The organism is Bradyrhizobium sp. DN3, assembly GCF_041357655.1.
Taxonomy (GTDB): Bacteria; Pseudomonadota; Alphaproteobacteria; order Rhizobiales; family Xanthobacteraceae; genus Bradyrhizobium.
This window is the reverse complement of record NZ_JAULLN010000017.1, coordinates 178,858-196,486: the sequence shown is the minus strand read 5'-3', so window position 1 is coordinate 196,486 and position 17,629 is coordinate 178,858. Positions and strand designations below refer to the sequence as shown.

The following is a 17,629-nucleotide window of genomic DNA, read 5'->3' as shown; positions in this document are numbered from 1 at the left end:
CTCGCCGGCGGCGTCGCGGTGATCCGCGTCGGCGGCGCGACCGAGGTCGAGGTGAAGGAGCGCAAGGATCGCGTTGATGACGCGATGCATGCAACCCGCGCGGCCGTGGAAGAAGGCATCGTCCCGGGCGGCGGCGTCGCCCTGCTCCGTGCCTCCGAGCAGCTCAAGGGCCTGCGTACCAAGAACGACGACCAGAAGACCGGCGTCGAGATCGTGCGCAAGGCGCTGTCGGCGCCCGCTCGCCAGATCGCGATCAACGCCGGTGAAGACGGCTCGGTGATCGTCGGCAAGATCCTGGAGAACAAGGCCTACAATTACGGCTTCGACTCCCAGACCGGCGAATATGCCGACCTCGTCAAGAAGGGCATCATCGACCCGACCAAGGTGGTCCGTACCGCGATCCAGAACGCAGCCTCGGTTGCCGCGCTTCTGATCACCACGGAAGCGATGGTCGCCGAGCTGCCCAAGAAGGGCGGCGCCGGTCCGGCGATGCCCCCCGGCGGCGGCATGGGCGGCATGGACTTCTAAGGTCCGGCCACTCTGGCAAACGACGAAATGCGAAACCCCGGCAGCGATGCCGGGGTTTTTGTTTGGTAGTCAGCCCAATCCGGAAGCAAGAGTTAAGCTCGCTTCTCCAAGTCTACTTTTGCGTAGAGTCGATGAGCCTCGGCAGCAGCGCTTATCAAGAAATCTCTAGCGTACGTGGTGACAAGTCTTGGATAGTCGTTACTGATTGTGAGCCGGTCGCCAAGATCACTTGTAGCAACTACAATTTCGTCGAACGGCAATTTCCGTTTCTGTCGATGATTGACGTGCTCAGGCGAGAGATATTTACCTTTCGCGATAATCCTGCGGAGCGGTTTCTCATCCTTGTCCAGCTCCAGCAATCCCTCTGCGTGAATAAGGCAATTCCGCACCCTTAGGGAAACTTGCATTTCGCGATAGTAAGACAACGTGAATACATCGATGCCTGATGACACGAGGAATGCCAACATTTTGGAAGTCCCTCGTCCCTTCGCATCCACCAGAGACAATTTCGACCTTTGCTCAATCAATCGCACCAATCGCAAGCAATAGGATTCAAACAAACCAAGGGCCAAGAAGAGATTTCCCGAGGACATCCAATTTGGAAACGACACAAACAACTTCTCAGACTCGTAGAACCAGCGCGTATCCCGCAGACGCTGAGCTACTTCGTCTTGCTTCGGATCCCCTGTAGTCGGAAAATAGGAGCGCAACTTTTCCTCTTCTACGGCCCGCTCATGCTCAATTAGGTTTGGTGTCTTCCAGATATAGTCTCCTAAATTATCGAACTCGTGCAACACGCGTGATGCAAGTCGGCGAAATAGATCGTGCAGCTCCTGCTCTTCCGGAAAATTGAGAAAATCGCCGATCCGTTTCCATTCCTCCATGTGCCTCCGATCTAGGTCATCCACGCGAGTCTCCTGGCTGCTGCGCTATCCTTCCAACGTCCTCAAGGCTGATTACCCATTGTCAAGGCCCTGTTTTCTACTACTCTACCAATGGTAGCACAATCTTGTCATTCCGGGGCGCGACGAAGTCGCGAGCCCGGAATCCATTTCACAGCTTGCTCATGGCCTATTAGGTCTACCTCCTCGCCAGCAAGAAATACGGAACGCTCTACATCGGCGTGACGAATGATATCGTCCGCCGCATCCATGAACATAAGAACAAAGTCGCTCCTGGTTTCAGCAAGCGGTACTCCGTCGACAGGCTTGTTTGGTTCGAGATCTACGACGATCCCATCACCGCGATCACGCGCGAGAAGGAATTGAAGAAGTGGGCGACGGGAATGGAAAATCCGGCTTATTGAGGAGAAGAATCCTCAGTGGTTCGACCTGTATCCGCAAATTGCGGTCTGAACTTGCGGATCAATGGATTCCGGGCTCGGCGCTTTGCGCCGCCCCGGAATGACGGGGCCTCACTCCACCTTCCCCAGCCGCTCCATGTGCGGCTCGCCGTCTTCGTCGAGCGACCAGAAGATCCGCGTCACCTTCCCGACGAGATTGTCCATCGGCACGAAACCGAATGTCGACATCATGCGGCTGTCGGTGGAGTTGTCGCGATTGTCGCCGAGCGCGAAGAAGTTGCCCGGCGGTACCGTGAAGACGTTGGTATTGTCCAGGAAGCCGTTGTCGATGCAGTCATAGGTCACATAGGACGCCCCGCTCGGCAGCGTCTCGCGCCAGCGCTTGACCTTGACGCCGCCGTCCACACCGCAGGCGAGGCCGTACTCGAGCGCGACGCGCGTCACCGGACGGTCGTTGAGGATGAGCTGGCCCTGCCGCATCTGGATGCGGTCGCCGGGCAGCCCGACCACGCGCTTGACGTAATCGACCGAACTGTCCTTCGCCGTTCGGAATACGACGATATCGCCGTGTTCGGGCTCGGCGGCAAAGACACGGCCCGAGATCCAGGACTGCGCGAACGGGAAAGAATAGTGGCCGTAGCCATAGGCATATTTCGCGGCGAAGACGTAGTCGCCGACCATCAGCGTCGGCGCCATCGAACCAGAAGGGATGTTGAATGGCTGATACAGGAAGAAGCGAAACAGGAACGGCGGCGACCACAGCACCGGGATCAGCAGGATCAGGATGACAATCGCCTTCCATTCCCGCGACTGCGCCGACGACCGCGGTCGGATCGTTTCCTGAAGAATGGTCATGCACCTGCCCTGATCAATTCCGTAGTCGTCGCGAGATTACGCAACTTTTGCGCGCGTGCAATCCCGGCTCCGTGATCTTGGTCGCACAGGCGCGGCCACGCGTTCATCGCGGGGCGACAGACGGATATGTGAAGGGCCGCCGATGGGCGGCCCTCCGGTTTTCACGCGCTCTCGGGGTTATCGCCGCGCAAGCTCGCTGAAGCAGGCCCGCACCCAGTCGATTGTCACGCGGGTCGCGGCGTCGCGCTTGAGATGGTTTTGCACGAGCAGCCAGACATCGCGCCGCTTCGGCAGCAGCGTGGCGCGCACGCGGCGGTCGCCGAGCAAATCGGTGCAGCTGTGCTCCGGCAGCACGCCCGCGGCCTGGTGCGAGCGGATCAGCGTGCGGATGACGCGGACATTGTCGGTGACGCAGCGCGGCCGGATTTTCTTCGTCCGCAGGAATTGCATCTCGGGAATGGCGCCGAGCTCGTCCGGATAGGCGCACAGCACCGGCTCGCCTTCAGTCGCGACCGGTTCGAAATAGTAGATGCGGATGTCGCCGAGTCTGGAGATCGAGAAGTCTCCCTTGTCGGGCTTGCGCAGACGGATCGCGAGATCGGCTTCCCAGCGGGAGAATTTGACGTTCTCACTCGAGGTCAGGAATTGCAGCGTCAGGCCGGGATTGGCGCGCAGGAAGGCGCTCGCGCGCGGCGCCAGCACCTCCTCGGCGACCGCATTGGTCGTGGCGATGCGCAGTCGTCCCACCGGGCCCGGCAAGCTTTCACTGATGCGGCCGATCTCGGCGGCATGCACCGCCATGGCCTGGACATGCGCCAGCACCGCCTCGCACTGACGGGTCGGCTTGCGAAGACCGTCCGCAGCTTCAAACAGGCGCAGGCCGAGCGCTCGCTCGATGCGCGACAGCCGGCGTCCGACCGTGGTCTCGTCGATGCGCAGCCGCGCGCTGGCGCCGGCATAGGTGCCCTCGTCCCTGACCGCGGCGATGATGCGAAGGTCGTCCCAATTCATGGCTTCAAGCCTATATCGGTCGGCATTGACCTGCAATATCGCAGCCGTCGGCTGCAATATCCCTGCATATCAGCAGGCTACCAACGAGCTATGCTAGGCCAACGATCCGCTTTGGAGATTCTGAAGATCATGACGTCCGCAAAGACCCTGCTGCAGCTCGCCGGTGCCGACCTCACCCCGCCGCGTCTTGGCGACGCCGCGCTGGTGCTGATCGACATCCAGAATGAATATCTCGCAGGTCCCCTTGCCCTGCCCGACGCCAAGCCTGCGATCGCGCGGGCGGCTGCCCTGCTGGCACGGGCGCGCGAGCGCGGATCTGCGATCATCCACATCGCCCATCGCGGCAAATCCGGCGGTCTGTTCGATCGCTCCGCCGATCGCGGCGCCATCGTCGCCGAGCTCGCGCCGCGCGCGGACGAGCTCGTGATCGAGAAGGAGCTGCCGAACGCTTTCGCCGGCACCGACTTGCAGGCGCAGCTCGCCGCGAGCGGACGCAAGAACATCGTGTTGGCCGGCTTCATGACGCACATGTGCGTCAGCTCCACCGCCCGTGCCGCGCTCGATCTCGGCTTTCGCACGACCATCGATGCCGATTCCTGCGCCACACGTGATCTGCCCGACGGCCGCGGCGGCACGCTGGACGCCCGGACCATCCACGAGGTCGCGCTGGCCGAGCTGTCAGACCGCTTCGCGATCATCGCGCGCGGCGATGCGCTGACGTGAGTGCCGGCTGAATCTGGGCTTTTCCCCGCAAGGGGGCATTGAAGTCGGCCCAAAAGCGCGATGACGATTCATCCTCATCTCATCGCGCTTTAGACGGGCAAACATCGGCGGGCTTTGCCGACGTCACTCCACCCGCGCCAGCACCGCGAGCTTGCGGATGCCCTTGTTGCGGTAGGCGTCGAGGAATGCGTAATAGTCCTTGAACGACACGCAGCCGTTGGAATCGCCGTTCGGTCCGAGCATGAAGGTGTGCGCGAGCAAGCCGTCGCGGCCGTAGATCGCACTCTCGCCGCCGACCGGGGTCAGGCGCAGCGCCGGCACGCCGTGGAACAGCGCCTCGCGCGGCTTCAGCGTGTAGATGTGCGGCGGCGTCACGCCGCGCATGCGGACTTTCGACGAGCGCGGGTCGTCGAGATTGGAGCCGAGGCCGGAATGCGCCTCGAGCTTGGTGCCATCGGGCAGATAAACCGTCTTGGCGGTGATGTCGTAGACCGCGGTGTCGCGCTCATAGGGCGGCGCGCCACCGAACATCGGGTTCTGCTCCTTCGGCGCGATCGACGCGGTAATGCTGGCATCGGCCGAGGCATAGGCGAGCAGCCCGCCGGACGGCTCACGCTTGCCCCAGAGTTTTTCGACCATCGACTGGCGCGGACCGGTGATCGACATCACCGCGGCCTTGGCGCGATCGGCGAAGGATTTTGGCTTTGCCTCGGGCGCCGGCACGATCTCGGCCGGATCGGCCGAGGCCAGCTGCACGCCTGCGTCAGCGCGCTTGGCCTTGCCAGCGTCCGCAATCTTGGCCGAGCCGTGCGGCTTCAGCGCGTCCGCGACCTTCGCGATCACGCTCGGCTTCGCGGCCTCCTTTAGCGCGTCCTTTGACGTTTCCTTGGCCTCGGCAACCCTGGTTGCGGGCGCGGCAGGCGCGGCGCTGGCGGCGTTCGAGGCCACACCTTGCGTCGCAGCCGCGGCAAAGCGCTCGTTGAACATCTCGCGCGAGATCGGCGCGGCCACCTGCAACCGGTCGGGCAAGAGCGCGAAGGCTTCCTTGACCGCCTCACCCGCCTCGCGCAGCGCGACCTTGGGCGCGCGCTTGATCGCCGGCTCGTCGTAGCCGCTGTTGCCGACGGTCGGATAGACGCTGGCGCCGAGGATGTTGGTGTAGATGGTCCAGCCGGCGCCGATCACGACGCAGCCGATCGCCGCGGCGCCAAGCCAATTGTGGGTGGTCATTTTCCGGGAAGATTTCCGCGAATAATTCTTCGAGAATTTCTTGGACTTCCGTGCTGCGTTACTCTGCGCAGCGATACTCGTACTCATTCGCCTTGCGTCCAGGACGGTGTCACTCAGTCCCCCTTCGAAGCGCCGCTGGTCACGATCCGGGAACAGCATCTCGCAGAGGGTCGGAGCGTCATTAAGGCGACTTTTAGTTAAATGCGGATTAAGTTCAGGCGGATGTGGGGCAACTCGTTAATGCTGTCCCATTTCGAGAAAAAAGCCCGCAGAACTACGGACTTAGGCGAGATTGTTAACTATAATTCTCGGCCGGATCGGTGCGGTCAGCGACCCTCCTCGGCCGCCTTTCTAAACACATCCAACCAAGTCATTTTCGTGGTCTTTAATACCGCCTCACCCTAGCGGCTGAGCATTGCGCGAGGCTGGCGGACGCCGCTTCCAGCAGCCCTGCCCCGAGCCGGCCGATCGCGGCAACAGCTCACACACATCTCACATCGCGAACGGAAGCGCTCATGCGGCACGGCGCCGTGACTGAAAGTTGATCGCGCCGGTCTGGCAATCGCCGCCACGAGAAAATAGCTCCCACCTCGGCACTTTTCAGCAGCCTCTGCGGGTGATACGGTGGCGTATCAACATCGCCTTGAACTGTGCCGAGCACGCGAAACGGAGGCTGGCATGAGAGGCTTTTCACGCGCCGGGTTTTACGCCGTGGCGTGGTCATTGTTGTTGATTGGGTTTGCAAGTGCACAGCCTGCGACCAATGCGGGCTGCACGGCATCACCGTCAGTCGCGGGCACGCAAGTCTGGCGCTGCGACAACGGCATCACGATCGTTGCCGAAAACGGCGCCAGATTTGAACTAAAGGACGCCAACCGCGACGGACATATAGACTCCGTGGAGTTGAGCAGCAAAGCCCTGCTGATCGAGGTGCGCAAGAAGCCCGGCGGCAATCCCTTCAAGGTACTGACGCCGCAGGCGATCGCCGCAGTGCGCGGCACGAAATGGGCGGTCGATGTCGCTGACGCCAAGACCTCCGTGTTCGTCGCCGACGGCCGCGTCGGCGTGAGCCGCAGGGCCCGCGGACGCGGTGTCGTGCTCGGACCGGGTGAAGGCGTCGATGTCGAGCCAACCGGCCCGTTGACCGTCAAGACATGGGGCCAGCCGCGCGTCGACGCGCTGATGGCAAGGCTCGGACAATAAGGCCGGGTCGACAACGCTCGGCCAATGAGTTTTGGACGATAAAAGATTGCAAACCGACCGCATGCGTAGCCGACGCGTTCAGATCCTGGTGGCACTCGTCCTCACCGCGCTGTGGGGCGCGGGCGTCTATGCCGCGCACGCCAACGGCCATCTGCGCTTTCTCGACCGCCTCGAAGCGACGCTGACGGATTGGCGGACCCAGGTCCGCGGCGTGCAGCGTCCGCCCGATCTCGTCACCATCGTCGCGATCGACGATACCGTGGTGAAGCGCGGCGGCAGCTATCCGCTGCCGCGCGCCGATCTCGCCCGCGTCGTCGACACCATCGTGCAATTCAAGCCGAAGGTCGTCGCGATCGACTTGCTGCTGGTCGACCGCAGCGCCGCGATCGGAGATGCGACGCTCGCCAACACGCTCGCCACCGGCCCGATGGTGCTCGCGGCCGCGGCGATCTTCCCGGCCGCCAGCGAAACCGTGGCGCCGAGCAGCGACGGTCCCCTCGCCGTCCTGCCGCAGGCCGAGCGCTTCCTGCTGCCGCTGCCTGCGTTCGCCGACCATGCCGAGGTCGGCGTCGTCAACGTCGCGACGGGACAGTCGGGCTCGCCGCTCTCGGTGCCGATGCTGTTCCGGACGGCCGACAAGGTCGAGCTGTCGTTCCCCTTGCGCGTGGCGGCCCGCGCGCTGGACAAGCCGCTGACGATCGCGCCGGATCATCTCAGGCTCGGCGACCGCACGGTGCCGACCGACAGCGACTTCGCGCTGCCGATCACCTATTACGGCCCGCGCCGCACCATCCGCACCGTCAGTGCGCAGAGCATCTTCGACGGCACTCTCAACCGCGCGGTGATCGAGAACCGGATCGTCGTGATCGGCGCCGCGGTCGCCGGCGGCGGCGACTTCTACCCGACGCCGTTCGATTCGCTGATGCCCGGCGTCGAGGTGGTCTCGACCGCGATCACCCACCTTGTCGCCGGCGACAGCATCGTGCGCGACCGCCGGGTCCATATCGCCGACGCGCTCGCCGCGAGCCTCTTGCCGATGCTGCTGGTCGGCCTGCTCGCCTGGCGGCGCAGTGCGCTCGGCATCATAGCGGCGGCCGCGGTGATGCTCGCCTGGGCCGGGTTCAACGTGCTCGCGTTCACGCATGGGGTCTGGTTGAACGCCGCGACCACGCTCGCGGCCACGGTGCCGCCGGTTGCGGTCTTTGCCGGCGTGCAGCTGTGGGCGGGAGGCCGCCGCACGCAATATCTCGCCGCCAAGAGCAGGTCCCTGGCGCAATTCCAGGCACCCGCGGTGCAGAACTGGCTGGCGCGCGATCCGAATTTCCTGTCCAAGCCCGTCCGCCAAGACGCAGCCGTGGTCTTCATCGATCTCTCCGGCTTCACGGCGCTGAGCGAACGGACCGATCCAGACGCGCTCCAGGAAATCCTGAAGGCGTTTCACGCGCTGATCGACAACACTGCGGTCGATTGCGGCGGCTTGATCACCGGCTTTCTCGGCGACGGGGCCATGATCCTGTTCGGCCTGCCGCGCGCCATGCCCGATGACGCGGCGCGCGCGCTGAAATGCGCAATCGACTTGCATCGCGGCGTCGAACGCTGGATCGCCTCGCTGCCGCCAGCGATCGGGCATCAATTCGGCTTCAAGATCGGCGCGCATTTCGGCGAGATCGTTGCCTCGCGCCTTGGCGAAAGCCATCAGCACATCACCGCGACCGGCGACACCGTCAACGTCGCGAGCCGGCTGATGGAGGTCGCTGCCCAGAACGACGCGCGGCTCGCGCTGAGCGATACGCTGCTGAATACCGCCGACTTCCACGGCGCTCCCGACGGCATCCTGTCAGGCCCCCTGCTCACCCAGGTCCGCGGTCGCTCCGGCGTCGTGACCGTCTGGTTCTGGCGGGACCGCGATGGGCCGGACCAGCCGGCCACCAGGGCCGAGATGATCGGCTGAAGAGCCAGCTATTCGTCCAACACTCCGCTGTCGTCCCGGCGAAGGCCGGGACCCATACTCCGGGGAGAAGTTTGGCGAAGACCGTCAGTGGCAGGTCTCAGCGCGGTGCGAGCACCTTCGCTCATCGATACATCACGCGGTATGGGTCCCGGCCTTCGCCGGGACGACGGCGGCCGCTACCGCGCTTCCGGCGGCGGTGAGCGGTCGAGCACGTCGCCCTTGGCGCCTTCCAAGAGATCGATGCCGTAGGTCTCGACCACCAGAGGCCCGCGCTTGCGCTGCAATTGCGCAATCTGCGTCACCGTCGCGAAGAGATTGTTGAGGACGGGATGACCATCGCTGCGCAGCTCGTCGACATAGAGCAGCTTGCCGGCGACCAGCTTGGGATCGGGCTCGGGCATGTTGACCCAGCGGATGCGCTGGCTCTGCTGCGCCACGCAGGTGCCGCGCGGCAGATAAAAGGCAAGCCAGCCCGTGGTGCCATAGTCCTGCGCGAGCACACAGGTCGCGCCACTGCGCGCGCGCACGGCTTCGATCTCGGCAGCAAGATCGCGCCAACCGATGCCGACGCTGCGGACGGTGGCATCGCGGCGATATCCGGACAGCCAGCCGGTATTGGCCTGCACGATTAGGGCTGCAAACATCACGACGCCTGTTGGCGCGGCCCAGCGCAGGCAGAAATCCAACAGGCGCCGCTGGCGCGGCTTCCATTGCACGAGATTGGCGGCAGCGGCCGCGGCGACGATGAAGGGCGGATAGACCGGCGCGAACCAGTTGGCCTCGACGCGGGCATGCAGGGAATGCCAGACGAAATAGGCGACGATGGTCCAGAACATCGTCTCGATCAGCACGCGCGAGGCCAATGCACCGGCCCGGTGCCAGGTCAGCGCATGCAGCCCCATCGCACCCAGGATGAAGACGAGCGGGGTCGCGAACGCGATCTGGGTCGGGATCAGCTCGGCAATGAAGACGGGACGGAAGTCCTCGATTCTGGCGCGGCCAAGCTGCTTTGCGAACGAGACCCATTGATGGTCCGCATTCCAGAGGATCACCGGCGAGAACAGCGCAAGAGCAACGAGACCACCGAGATAGGGCCACGGCGAGAGGAACCAGGGCCTGAGCTTCGGCACGGCCGCGAGCCAGATCAGGATCGCGAGCCCGAAGAACATTGCCGTATATTTCGACAGCAGCGCCGCGCCAACGGCTGCGCCGACCGCGAGCCACCAAACGCCGCGGCCGGTCTCCAGCACCTTTGCGAGGAAGAACAGCACGAAGCTGGAGGCGACCAGCAGCGGCGCATCGGGCGTCACGATCAGCGTGCCGACCGACGCCATCATTGTCACGTTGAGCAGGATGGCGCTGTTCGCGGCCACGCGCGCGCCGCCGAACAAGATCGCGGCGGAGCGATAGACCGCATAGCTCATCGGCAGCGCCAGCAGGATCGAGACCAGGCGAACGCCGAGCTCGGTGTCGCCTGCGATCATGGTGCCGGCGCGGATCACATAGGCCACCATCGGCGGGTGGTCGTAGTAACCGCCCGCCAGATTGTTCGACCACATCCAGTAATAGGCTTCGTCGAAGGTGATCGGCGTGAACGCGGCGGCGACCAGTCGCAAGCCGACCAGCGCAAGAATTGCCAGCGCGGTGTTGCGGACGATCCCCGCGTCAGCTCCCCCCATATCGCGCTATTTCTTGCGCCAGACGAACAGTCCGGACATCGCGTAATTCCACACCACGCCCATCAGCGCGCCGGCCATGCCGGCCAGCCACCAGATTGGCTCCTGATCGTAGACCGAGAATGCGACGCCGACATTGGCGAGCAGGCCGACGCTACACACGATGTAGAAGGCGATCAGGCCGCGCAGCAGCGCAAGACCCTTCAGCCGCTGGTCGCGATAGGTGAGGAAGTTGTTGAGAATGAAATTGCTGGTCATGGCGACGATAGCGCCGGCGGCCTGCGCCTCCGGGAACGGCGCCTTGAACAGCTGAAGCGCGATGAACAGCGTGGTCAAATGCACCACGAGGCCGATGCCGCCGACCATCGCGAACAGGATGAAGCGCAGCGAGACGATGTCGTTGCTCAGCTTGGCCAGGACGAGGCCGAGGAAGTCCAGCGCGACCATGGAATCGAGCTTGCTCTCGCCGTGCTGGCGGGCGCCGAAGGTGTAGGGAATCTCGACCGCCCGCAAGCCGCCATGCGCGGTCGCGACGAGGTCGAGCAGGATCTTGAAACCGTGCACCGAAAGCTTTGGCGCGAGCTGCTCGAACCGATCGCGGCGAATCATGAAGAAGCCGCTCATGGGATCGGCGATCTCGACCCGCAGCATCTTCCTGGCGACCTCGGTCGCGAGGGCACTGGCGCCGGCGCGCTGCTTGTTGAAACCCTCGCTCTTGTAGCCCTCGATGTAGCGGCTGCCGACCACGAGGTCGGCCTCGTCGCTCGCGAGCAGCAACAGCATCTTCGGCAGTTGCGTCTCGTCGTGCTGGAGGTCGGCGTCGATCACGGCCACAAAGGGTGCACTCGAAGCGAGGATGCCCTCGATGCAGGCGCCCGACAGGCCGCGGCGGCCGATGCGGCGGACGCAGCGCACGCGGCTGTCGCGCTGCGCCAGCGCGCGCACGACGTCCCAGGTGCCGTCGGGCGAATTGTCGTCGACGAACACGACCTCCCAGGCGACGTTGGCGAGTGTCGCCTCCAGCCGCCGGTACAGCACCGTGACGTTGTCGCGCTCGTTGAAGGTCGGGACAATGACCGACAGTTCCGGCCCTTCTTGAGCCTGCGGCAGGTTGTCGACGCCCGGTCTGATCACTTCATTCATGACGGCAGCGTATATCCGCCGCGTCATGCGCTGCCAAGCCGGGGTTTTCCAAGGGGAACGGGCCAAAAGAGGCCCTAAAATGCCAACGACCCCGGAACGGCGGACCGCGCGTACATCCGGCGCGAGCCCAAGCTATTCCAAGGTCGTCCCAGCGACGGAGTTTTCGCTCAACGTCGCCGTTGAAAGCTAGATAGGAACGACGAATCCGCTTCGCAAGAGGACCAAAACCCGATTTTGGCGCCCTATTGGTTGGGTACTTCCCGAATCACCGGCCCTCGCGGCGCCGGAGCGGCCGGGGCTGCGGGTGCCGCAGAAGGGGCCTGCTCGACTTTCGCCGGCTTGCCGTACTGGCCAATCGGTCCGAACACGACGGCGACCGCAAGCACGATCGCCGCGACGATCGCGCCCAGAATGCCCCCCACCGACTCAGACGACATGGACCCATCCCTGTTCCAGATGCGTCCAGTGATACCATGGATGAGCGCGCAGCCGGAAGAGCTGCCGGGCAGCAACGGTCAATGGAGTTATTTCTGCGGCGGCCGGTGCTTGACGAAGGCCGTCACGATGTCCTTCTGCGCCGACACCACCGCCCTGTTCGCGGTGGCGAGATGGGCGCCGGCATCGATGTTGGGATACTGCGTGGTGAGATAGTCGAGCAGCACCACCCGGTAATATTGCCGCTCCGACGGACAGGCGCCCGCGACCGAACGGCCAAAATCCTGTTCCGACAGGCCCTGATTTGAGTCGCGGGAATATTCCCGCGCCAGGCAATGCCAGTAATCGTCGCGGCCCTGCTGGGCGAGCTTCTGTGCGCTTTTCGCGTCGTCATCATCCGCCATGGCAGCAGATGTCATCATGACGAGCGCGGCTCCCAGCAACAGCATCCGCATTCTTGTTCTCCTTCTTCGCGGGTCGCGAGCTTAGACGGGACGGGCCAACTGGCCAATCACAACTGGTTTGATTAGGATGAGGTCCCTCCCCGTCGATGCGAGATCCTTCCGTGGCCAAAGCAAAAACCGCGTCCAAAAAATCCGGCAACATCTTCATCGGCATCGGCGGCTGGACCTTCGAGCCCTGGCGCGGCGTGTTCTATCCGGAGAAGCTGACGCAGGCCAAGGAGTTGTCCTACGCCGCCTCCAAGCTGACCTCGATCGAGATCAACGGCACCTATTACGGCTCACAGAAGCCGGAGAGCTTTCGCAAATGGGCGAGCGAGGTGCCCGAGAGTTTCGTGTTCTCGGTAAAGGGCCCACGCTTCGCCACCAACCGCCGTGTGCTCGCCGAGGCCGGCGATTCCATCAAGCGGTTCTACGATTCCGGCGTGCTGGAGCTCGGCGACCATCTCGGGCCTGTGCTGTGGCAGTTCGCGCCGACCAAAAAATTCGACGGCGCCGATTTCGGCAAATTTTTGGAGCTACTGCCGCGCAAGCTCGAGGGGCGCGCACTGCGCCATGTCGTGGAAGTGCGCCATGACAGCTTCTGCACGCCTGACTTCGTCGCGCTGATCCGCGAATTCGAGACGCCGGTGGTGTTCGCCGAGCACGGCAAATATCCGGCGATTGCCGACGTCGCCGGCGATTTCGTCTATGCACGGCTTCAGAAGGGCAATGACGAGATCAAGACCTGCTATCCGCCGAAGCAGCTCGATGCCTGGGCCGAGCGCTTTCAGGCCTGGGCGTCGGGAAGCGAACCCGACGACCTCCCGAAAGTCGACAAAGCCAAGCCGACGAAGGAGCCGCGCGACGTGTTCGCCTACGTCATCCATGAGGGCAAGGTGCGCGCGCCGCACGGCGCCATGGAACTGATCGCGCGGGTAAGCTGAGGTCTCCCATGGCAAAGGCGAAGAAGCTCTTCACCATCGGTTATGAGCAGACGCCGCCCAAGGCCGTGCTGGACGAATTGGAACAGGCCGGCGTCAAGCTCGTGGTCGACGTGCGCGCGGTGACATCCTCGCGACGGCCGGGCTTCTCCAAGAAGCAGCTCTCCGCGGGACTCGACGAACGCGGTATCGCCTATATCCATCTCGCCGCGCTCGGCACGCCGAAGGAAGGCCGCCTCGCCGCCCGCAGCGGCCAATACGACGTGCTGGAAAAAATCTATTCAAAGCACCTGAAGACGCCGCAGGCGCGAGAAGAGATGGACGAGCTCTCGGCGCTGGTGAAGAAGGCCGGCCCCGTGTGCCTGCTCTGCTACGAGCGCGACCACACCCACTGCCACCGCCAGATGATCGCGGAGATCATCGAGGAGCGCGATGGCGTGGCGGTGAAGAATTTGGCGGGGCGGCAGGTGTAGCCACACCGTCATTGCGGGGCGCGCGCAGCGCGAACTCGGAATCCATTAAGCCAAGGAGTTGGTGGATGAATGGATTCCGGGCTCAGCGCTTCGCGCTGCCCCGGAATGACGAGCTGAGAGCACCCTAGCCCTCTCCCGCCAACCGAAACGTCCCTTCCATTATCTGCACGCAGCTGCCGCCGACATGGGCCGAGATGATCTTGCCGTCCTGCTTGCGCACCCGCGTCAGCAGCAGGCTCGGCCGGCCCATGTCAAAGCCCTGGCCGACCGTGAGCTTCAATTCGCCGTCGCGCGCGGGGTCAAGATCGGCGAACAGCGCGGCGGCCGCGACCGTGGCGCTGCCGGTGGCAGGGTCCTCGGCGAGACCGCCGGCACCGCGCATGAACATCCGCGCTTGAAGGTCGCAGGGCGCCTCCACCGCGGGCACATCGCGCGTATAGAACCAGGCGGAGACTGCGCCGTCGCGCGGAAATATCCTGCCGAAGGCCGCCGCGTCGGACCTCGCCCGCTTGAGCGCATCGCGCGAATGCAGCTCGATCACCAAAAATGGCGTTCCAACACCGACGACCTGCGGCGCGTGACGGTCGACCCTGATATCCTCCGCGCTGAGCGAGATGCAGCTCGCGGCATCCGCGGCAGACAGTTGCGACAACCGCGCCAGCGGCTGCGGCGCGGTGAGCTCGGTGCTCACCACCCGGCCCTGCTCCCGCCGGATGTCGACCGGCACGAGCCCGGCCTTCTCTTCGAACAGCAGGCGCGGCTTCGGCTCCTTGGCGATCGTCGCCAGCACGAAAGCCGTGCCGACATTCGGATGACCCGCGAAGGGCATCTCCCTGACCGGGGTGAAGATGCGCACCTCGGCATCATTCGCCTTGTCACGCGGCGGCAGCACAAAGGTCGTCTCGGAATAGTTGAACTCGGTCGCGATCGACTGCATCTGCCGAGTGGACAGCCCGCCAGCATCGAGCACCACGGCGAGCTGGTTGCCGCCGAAGGCGCGATCGGTGAACACATCGACGGTGATGTAGCGACGCTGCATCTTTCACTTCCCCATGCAAGTCGCGGCCGCAACCGGCCGCATCGCCGGCAAGTCTACAGGCCGGCGACATCGCCCGTCATGCCCCAAAATTCGGAGCAATCGGAGCATTCGCGGAAGCGACGTTGCGGGCGCGCCTTGCCTACGCCCGTTTTAGACAGCGCTCACCCCAGCTGAAACACCGCGACCGGCCGCTCATAGCCGCGCACCTCGACCTCGCCGAGCGCGACGGCATCGCTGCCGTCGTCTCCCAGCACCTCGCGCACGGACTCAGAGATCAGGAGCTGGGAGCCGAGCTCCTTGTTCAGCGCCTCCAGCCGCGAGGCGAAGTTCACGGTGTCGCCGATGACCGTGTATTCCTTGCGCCGGGGCGAGCCGATATTCCCGGCGACGACCTCACCGAAATGGATGCCGATGCCGATCCGCAGCGGCCAGCTCGTCTGCGCGTTGATGCGGTCCATCGCCGTCAGCATCTCGCGGCCGGCAGCGACCGCGCGGTGCGCGGCGTCGGAGGCCTCCAATGGCGCACCGAACAGCGCGAGAAAGCCGTCGCCCAAGAACTTGTTTACGATGCCGCCGTGGCGGTCGAGGATATCGACCAAAACGGCGAAGGCGCCGTCAAGCCGGTCGACTACCTCCTGAGGCGTGCGTGACTGCGCACCGGCCGTGAAGCCGCGGAAATCGACGAACATCACCGCGACGCGGCGGAGGTCGCCGCTTGCAGTCGTGCCCGCCGCCATCAGCCGTTCCACCACCTGGGGGGAGACGTGCTGGCCGAACAGATTCGTCACCCGGTCCCGCGCGGTGGTCGCCGCAATGCTCGCGGCAAATTGCCGCCGCAGCTGGGCGCCGACGGCGCCCGCCAGCACGCCGCAGATCAGGATGACGATGCTGCGCACGGCGTGGAAATAAATCAGGGGTTCGTCGGCCTCACCAGCCGAATTGTAATACAGCGCGATTGCTAGAAGCCCGGCTGCGGCCACGAAACCCGTGAAGGTGGAGAGCCAGAAATCGAGCCGCAGGGTCGAGAGAATGACGAAGATGAAGTACATCAGCGGCACGGCGAAGCCGAGCGCCTGGGTCGCGCCCATGGTCCGGATCTGGAGAATGAGGATCACCGTGGGCAGCGACGTCTCGATCAGCGTGCCGAGATAGCGCCTGATCACCGGCAGGTCGCGATCAAGGCGGAGGTTCCTCCTGATCTGGGTGTGAACCCAGACCTCGAACAGGATGAAGCCGACCAGAAGGCCGTAGATCTCGATGAGTCCTTCCGTTCCGCGCCAGACCCGGTTCACGACAGCAGGATCGATCAGGTAGATTGTGGTGAGGAACAACATCATGACGCAGCCCGTCATGATCAGCGCGCGCACCCGCAATAGCTCGGTGCGCAGCACCTCCCGCGTCAGCTCGCGCTCGAAATCCTCCGATAGCACGGCATGCTGCCGGGCTTTCCTGCTTGCAAACCTGACCATTTCAGCCCTCGATTCCGGGGGCATTGTGCCTCAATCCAGCGTACGGCGGAAGCGCGTCACGGCGATGGTCATGGCGAGCAGCATCAGGGCCGCCAGCGCCAGCGTATCGAAGCGCAGGTTCTGCATGGTCGCGCCCTTCAGCATGATGGCGCGGACGATGCGCAGGTAATGGGTCAGCGGCAGGGCCTCGCCGACATATTGCGCCCAGGCCGGCATGCCCGCGAACGGGAACATGAAGCCGGAGAGCAGGATGCTGGGCAGGAAGAACATCATCGACATCTGCATGGCCTGGAGCTGGTTCTGCACCAGCGTCGAGATGGTGTAGCCGATCGACAGGTTGGTGGTGATGAACAGCGTCGAGAGCAGCGCCAGCAGGAACAGATTGCCGAGCACGGGCACGCCGAACAGGCCGACGCCGATGCCGATGATGAGGAAGGCCTGCACGAAGCCGACCAGCACGTAAGGCACGATCTTGCCGAACATCACCTCGACCGGCTTGATCGGCATCGACAACAGGCTCTCCATGGTGCCGCGCTCGACCTCGCGCGTGACCGACAGCGCGGTGAAGATCAGCATGGTCATGGTGAGGATGGTGCCGACCAGGCCCGGCACGATGTTGAGGCTGGAGGCCGCCGCCGGGTTGTAGCGGGCATGCGCGCGGATCTCGAACGGCATCTCCGGGGGATCGCCGATGTAGAGATCGTGCTTGAGCGCGGTCTGCACCACCATGCCGAGCGAACCGATCGCCGAGCTCGCCGCAACGGGATCTGTGGCGTCGGCCGCGACCAGCAGCGCCGGCCTGTCGCCGCGCCGCACCGCCCGCTCGAAGCCGCGCGGGATCTCGACGCCGAACAGCACCTTGCCGGATTTCAGCAGATTGTCGAAATCTTCGACGTCGTGCACTTCATAGAGGAAGCGGAAATAGGCGGTGTTCTCCAGCGCCTTCAGGATCGAGCGGGCGAGATCGGAGTCCTCCTGGAGCAGCACCGCGCTCGGCAAATTGTGGGGCGTGGTATTGATGGCGTAGCCGAACAGCATGAGCTGCATCACCGGCAGCATCACGATCATCGCGAACGAGACGCGATCTCGCCTCAGTTGGATGAACTCCTTAATCAGCATCGCATAGGAGCGTCTCCAGAAGCCAAAGCGCTCCCGGATTTCGTGCTGTGGCGCGGGATGATCGACAACGCTCATTGGACATTGTCC

The 17,629-nt window shown here is 64.0% G+C and carries 17 protein-coding genes and 1 pseudogene; 7 read left to right on the top strand and 11 right to left on the bottom strand.

The window, feature by feature from the left end; all coding sequences use genetic code 11:
* Positions 1-528: TCP-1/cpn60 chaperonin family protein (locus AAE027_RS24770; protein ID WP_018648265.1), on the top strand; the 528-nt coding region annotated here is incomplete at its 5' end.
* 92 nt (positions 529-620) lie between these two features.
* Here the strand turns inward: AAE027_RS24770 and AAE027_RS24765 are convergent.
* Positions 621-1,436, bottom strand: coding sequence for a hypothetical protein (locus AAE027_RS24765; protein ID WP_370988959.1), 816 nt, complete (start codon positions 1,434-1,436; stop codon positions 621-623).
* A 209-nt stretch (positions 1,437-1,645) separates the two neighbouring features.
* Here AAE027_RS24765 and AAE027_RS24760 point away from each other — a divergent pair.
* Positions 1,646-1,883 (top strand): annotated as a pseudogene (locus tag AAE027_RS24760) (GIY-YIG nuclease family protein).
* 59 nt (positions 1,884-1,942) lie between these two features.
* Here the strand turns inward: AAE027_RS24760 and lepB are convergent.
* Together lepB and AAE027_RS24750 are read right to left on the bottom strand one after the other, a co-directional pair.
* A complete protein-coding gene (gene lepB, locus AAE027_RS24755) occupies positions 1,943-2,686 on the bottom strand; it encodes a signal peptidase I (protein WP_370988958.1) in 744 nt (247 codons plus the stop codon).
* Between the two features lie 177 nt (positions 2,687-2,863).
* Positions 2,864-3,697: a LysR family transcriptional regulator gene (locus tag AAE027_RS24750; protein ID WP_370988957.1), complete on the bottom strand. Its 834-nt coding sequence runs from the start codon at positions 3,695-3,697 to the stop codon at positions 2,864-2,866.
* Positions 3,698-3,826: 129 nt separating this feature from the next.
* On the opposite strand from AAE027_RS24750, the gene AAE027_RS24745 reads away from it, so the two are divergent.
* On the top strand, positions 3,827-4,420 hold the full coding sequence (locus AAE027_RS24745; RefSeq protein ID WP_370988956.1) for a cysteine hydrolase family protein: 594 nt from the start codon (positions 3,827-3,829) through the stop codon (positions 4,418-4,420).
* Positions 4,421-4,543: 123 nt separating this feature from the next.
* Here the strand turns inward: AAE027_RS24745 and AAE027_RS24740 are convergent, their stop codons facing one another.
* Positions 4,544-5,650 carry a DUF2778 domain-containing protein gene (locus AAE027_RS24740; RefSeq protein ID WP_370988955.1) on the bottom strand — a complete coding sequence of 369 codons (1,107 nt, stop codon included), beginning with the start codon at positions 5,648-5,650 and terminating at the stop codon, positions 4,544-4,546.
* Positions 5,651-6,328: 678 nt separating this feature from the next.
* On the opposite strand from AAE027_RS24740, the gene AAE027_RS24735 reads away from it, so the two are divergent.
* Complete coding sequence (locus tag AAE027_RS24735; protein WP_370988954.1) at positions 6,329-6,853, top strand: FecR domain-containing protein; 525 nt, start codon at positions 6,329-6,331, stop codon at positions 6,851-6,853.
* A gap of 61 nt (positions 6,854-6,914) precedes the next feature.
* Positions 6,915-8,804 (top strand): CHASE2 domain-containing protein, encoded by a 1,890-nt coding sequence (locus tag AAE027_RS24730; RefSeq protein WP_370988953.1) that lies wholly within the window; start codon positions 6,915-6,917, stop codon positions 8,802-8,804.
* A 176-nt stretch (positions 8,805-8,980) separates the two neighbouring features.
* On the opposite strand, the gene AAE027_RS24725 is transcribed toward AAE027_RS24730, so the two are convergent.
* The 4 genes from AAE027_RS24725 to AAE027_RS24710 all read right to left on the bottom strand — a co-directional run bounded on the left by AAE027_RS24725 (position 8,981) and on the right by AAE027_RS24710 (position 12,513).
* On the bottom strand, positions 8,981-10,483 hold the full coding sequence (locus AAE027_RS24725; RefSeq protein ID WP_370988952.1) for a glycosyltransferase family 39 protein: 1,503 nt from the start codon (positions 10,481-10,483) through the stop codon (positions 8,981-8,983).
* Positions 10,484-10,489: 6 nt separating this feature from the next.
* Complete coding sequence (locus tag AAE027_RS24720; RefSeq protein ID WP_370988951.1) at positions 10,490-11,623, bottom strand: glycosyltransferase family 2 protein; 1,134 nt, start codon at positions 11,621-11,623, stop codon at positions 10,490-10,492.
* 242 nt (positions 11,624-11,865) lie between these two features.
* Positions 11,866-12,060 carry a hypothetical protein gene (locus tag AAE027_RS24715; protein WP_091888901.1) on the bottom strand — a complete coding sequence of 65 codons (195 nt, stop codon included), beginning with the start codon at positions 12,058-12,060 and terminating at the stop codon, positions 11,866-11,868.
* A gap of 87 nt (positions 12,061-12,147) precedes the next feature.
* Positions 12,148-12,513: a hypothetical protein gene (locus AAE027_RS24710; RefSeq protein WP_370988950.1), complete on the bottom strand. Its 366-nt coding sequence runs from the start codon at positions 12,511-12,513 to the stop codon at positions 12,148-12,150.
* A gap of 95 nt (positions 12,514-12,608) precedes the next feature.
* Here AAE027_RS24710 and AAE027_RS24705 point away from each other — a divergent pair, with 95 nt between their 5' ends.
* Positions 12,609-13,445, top strand: coding sequence for a DUF72 domain-containing protein (locus AAE027_RS24705; protein WP_370988949.1), 837 nt, complete (start codon positions 12,609-12,611; stop codon positions 13,443-13,445).
* 8 nt (positions 13,446-13,453) lie between these two features.
* A complete protein-coding gene (locus AAE027_RS24700) occupies positions 13,454-13,915 on the top strand; it encodes a DUF488 domain-containing protein (protein ID WP_370988948.1) in 462 nt (153 codons plus the stop codon).
* Positions 13,916-14,039: 124 nt separating this feature from the next.
* On the opposite strand, the gene AAE027_RS24695 is transcribed toward AAE027_RS24700, so the two are convergent.
* The 3 genes from AAE027_RS24695 to AAE027_RS24685 all read right to left on the bottom strand — a co-directional run bounded on the left by AAE027_RS24695 (position 14,040) and on the right by AAE027_RS24685 (position 17,617).
* Entirely contained in the window at positions 14,040-14,954 is a 915-nt protein-coding gene (locus AAE027_RS24695; RefSeq protein WP_370988947.1) for a PhzF family phenazine biosynthesis protein, read from the bottom strand.
* Positions 14,955-15,115: 161 nt separating this feature from the next.
* Entirely contained in the window at positions 15,116-16,423 is a 1,308-nt protein-coding gene (locus AAE027_RS24690; RefSeq protein WP_370988946.1) for an adenylate/guanylate cyclase domain-containing protein, read from the bottom strand.
* Between the two features lie 30 nt (positions 16,424-16,453).
* The gene (locus AAE027_RS24685; protein ID WP_091888913.1) at positions 16,454-17,617 is read right to left on the bottom strand and encodes an ABC transporter permease; all 1,164 of its coding nucleotides are present in this window, start codon (positions 17,615-17,617) and stop codon (positions 16,454-16,456) included.
* Positions 17,618-17,629: the final 12 nt, after the last annotated feature.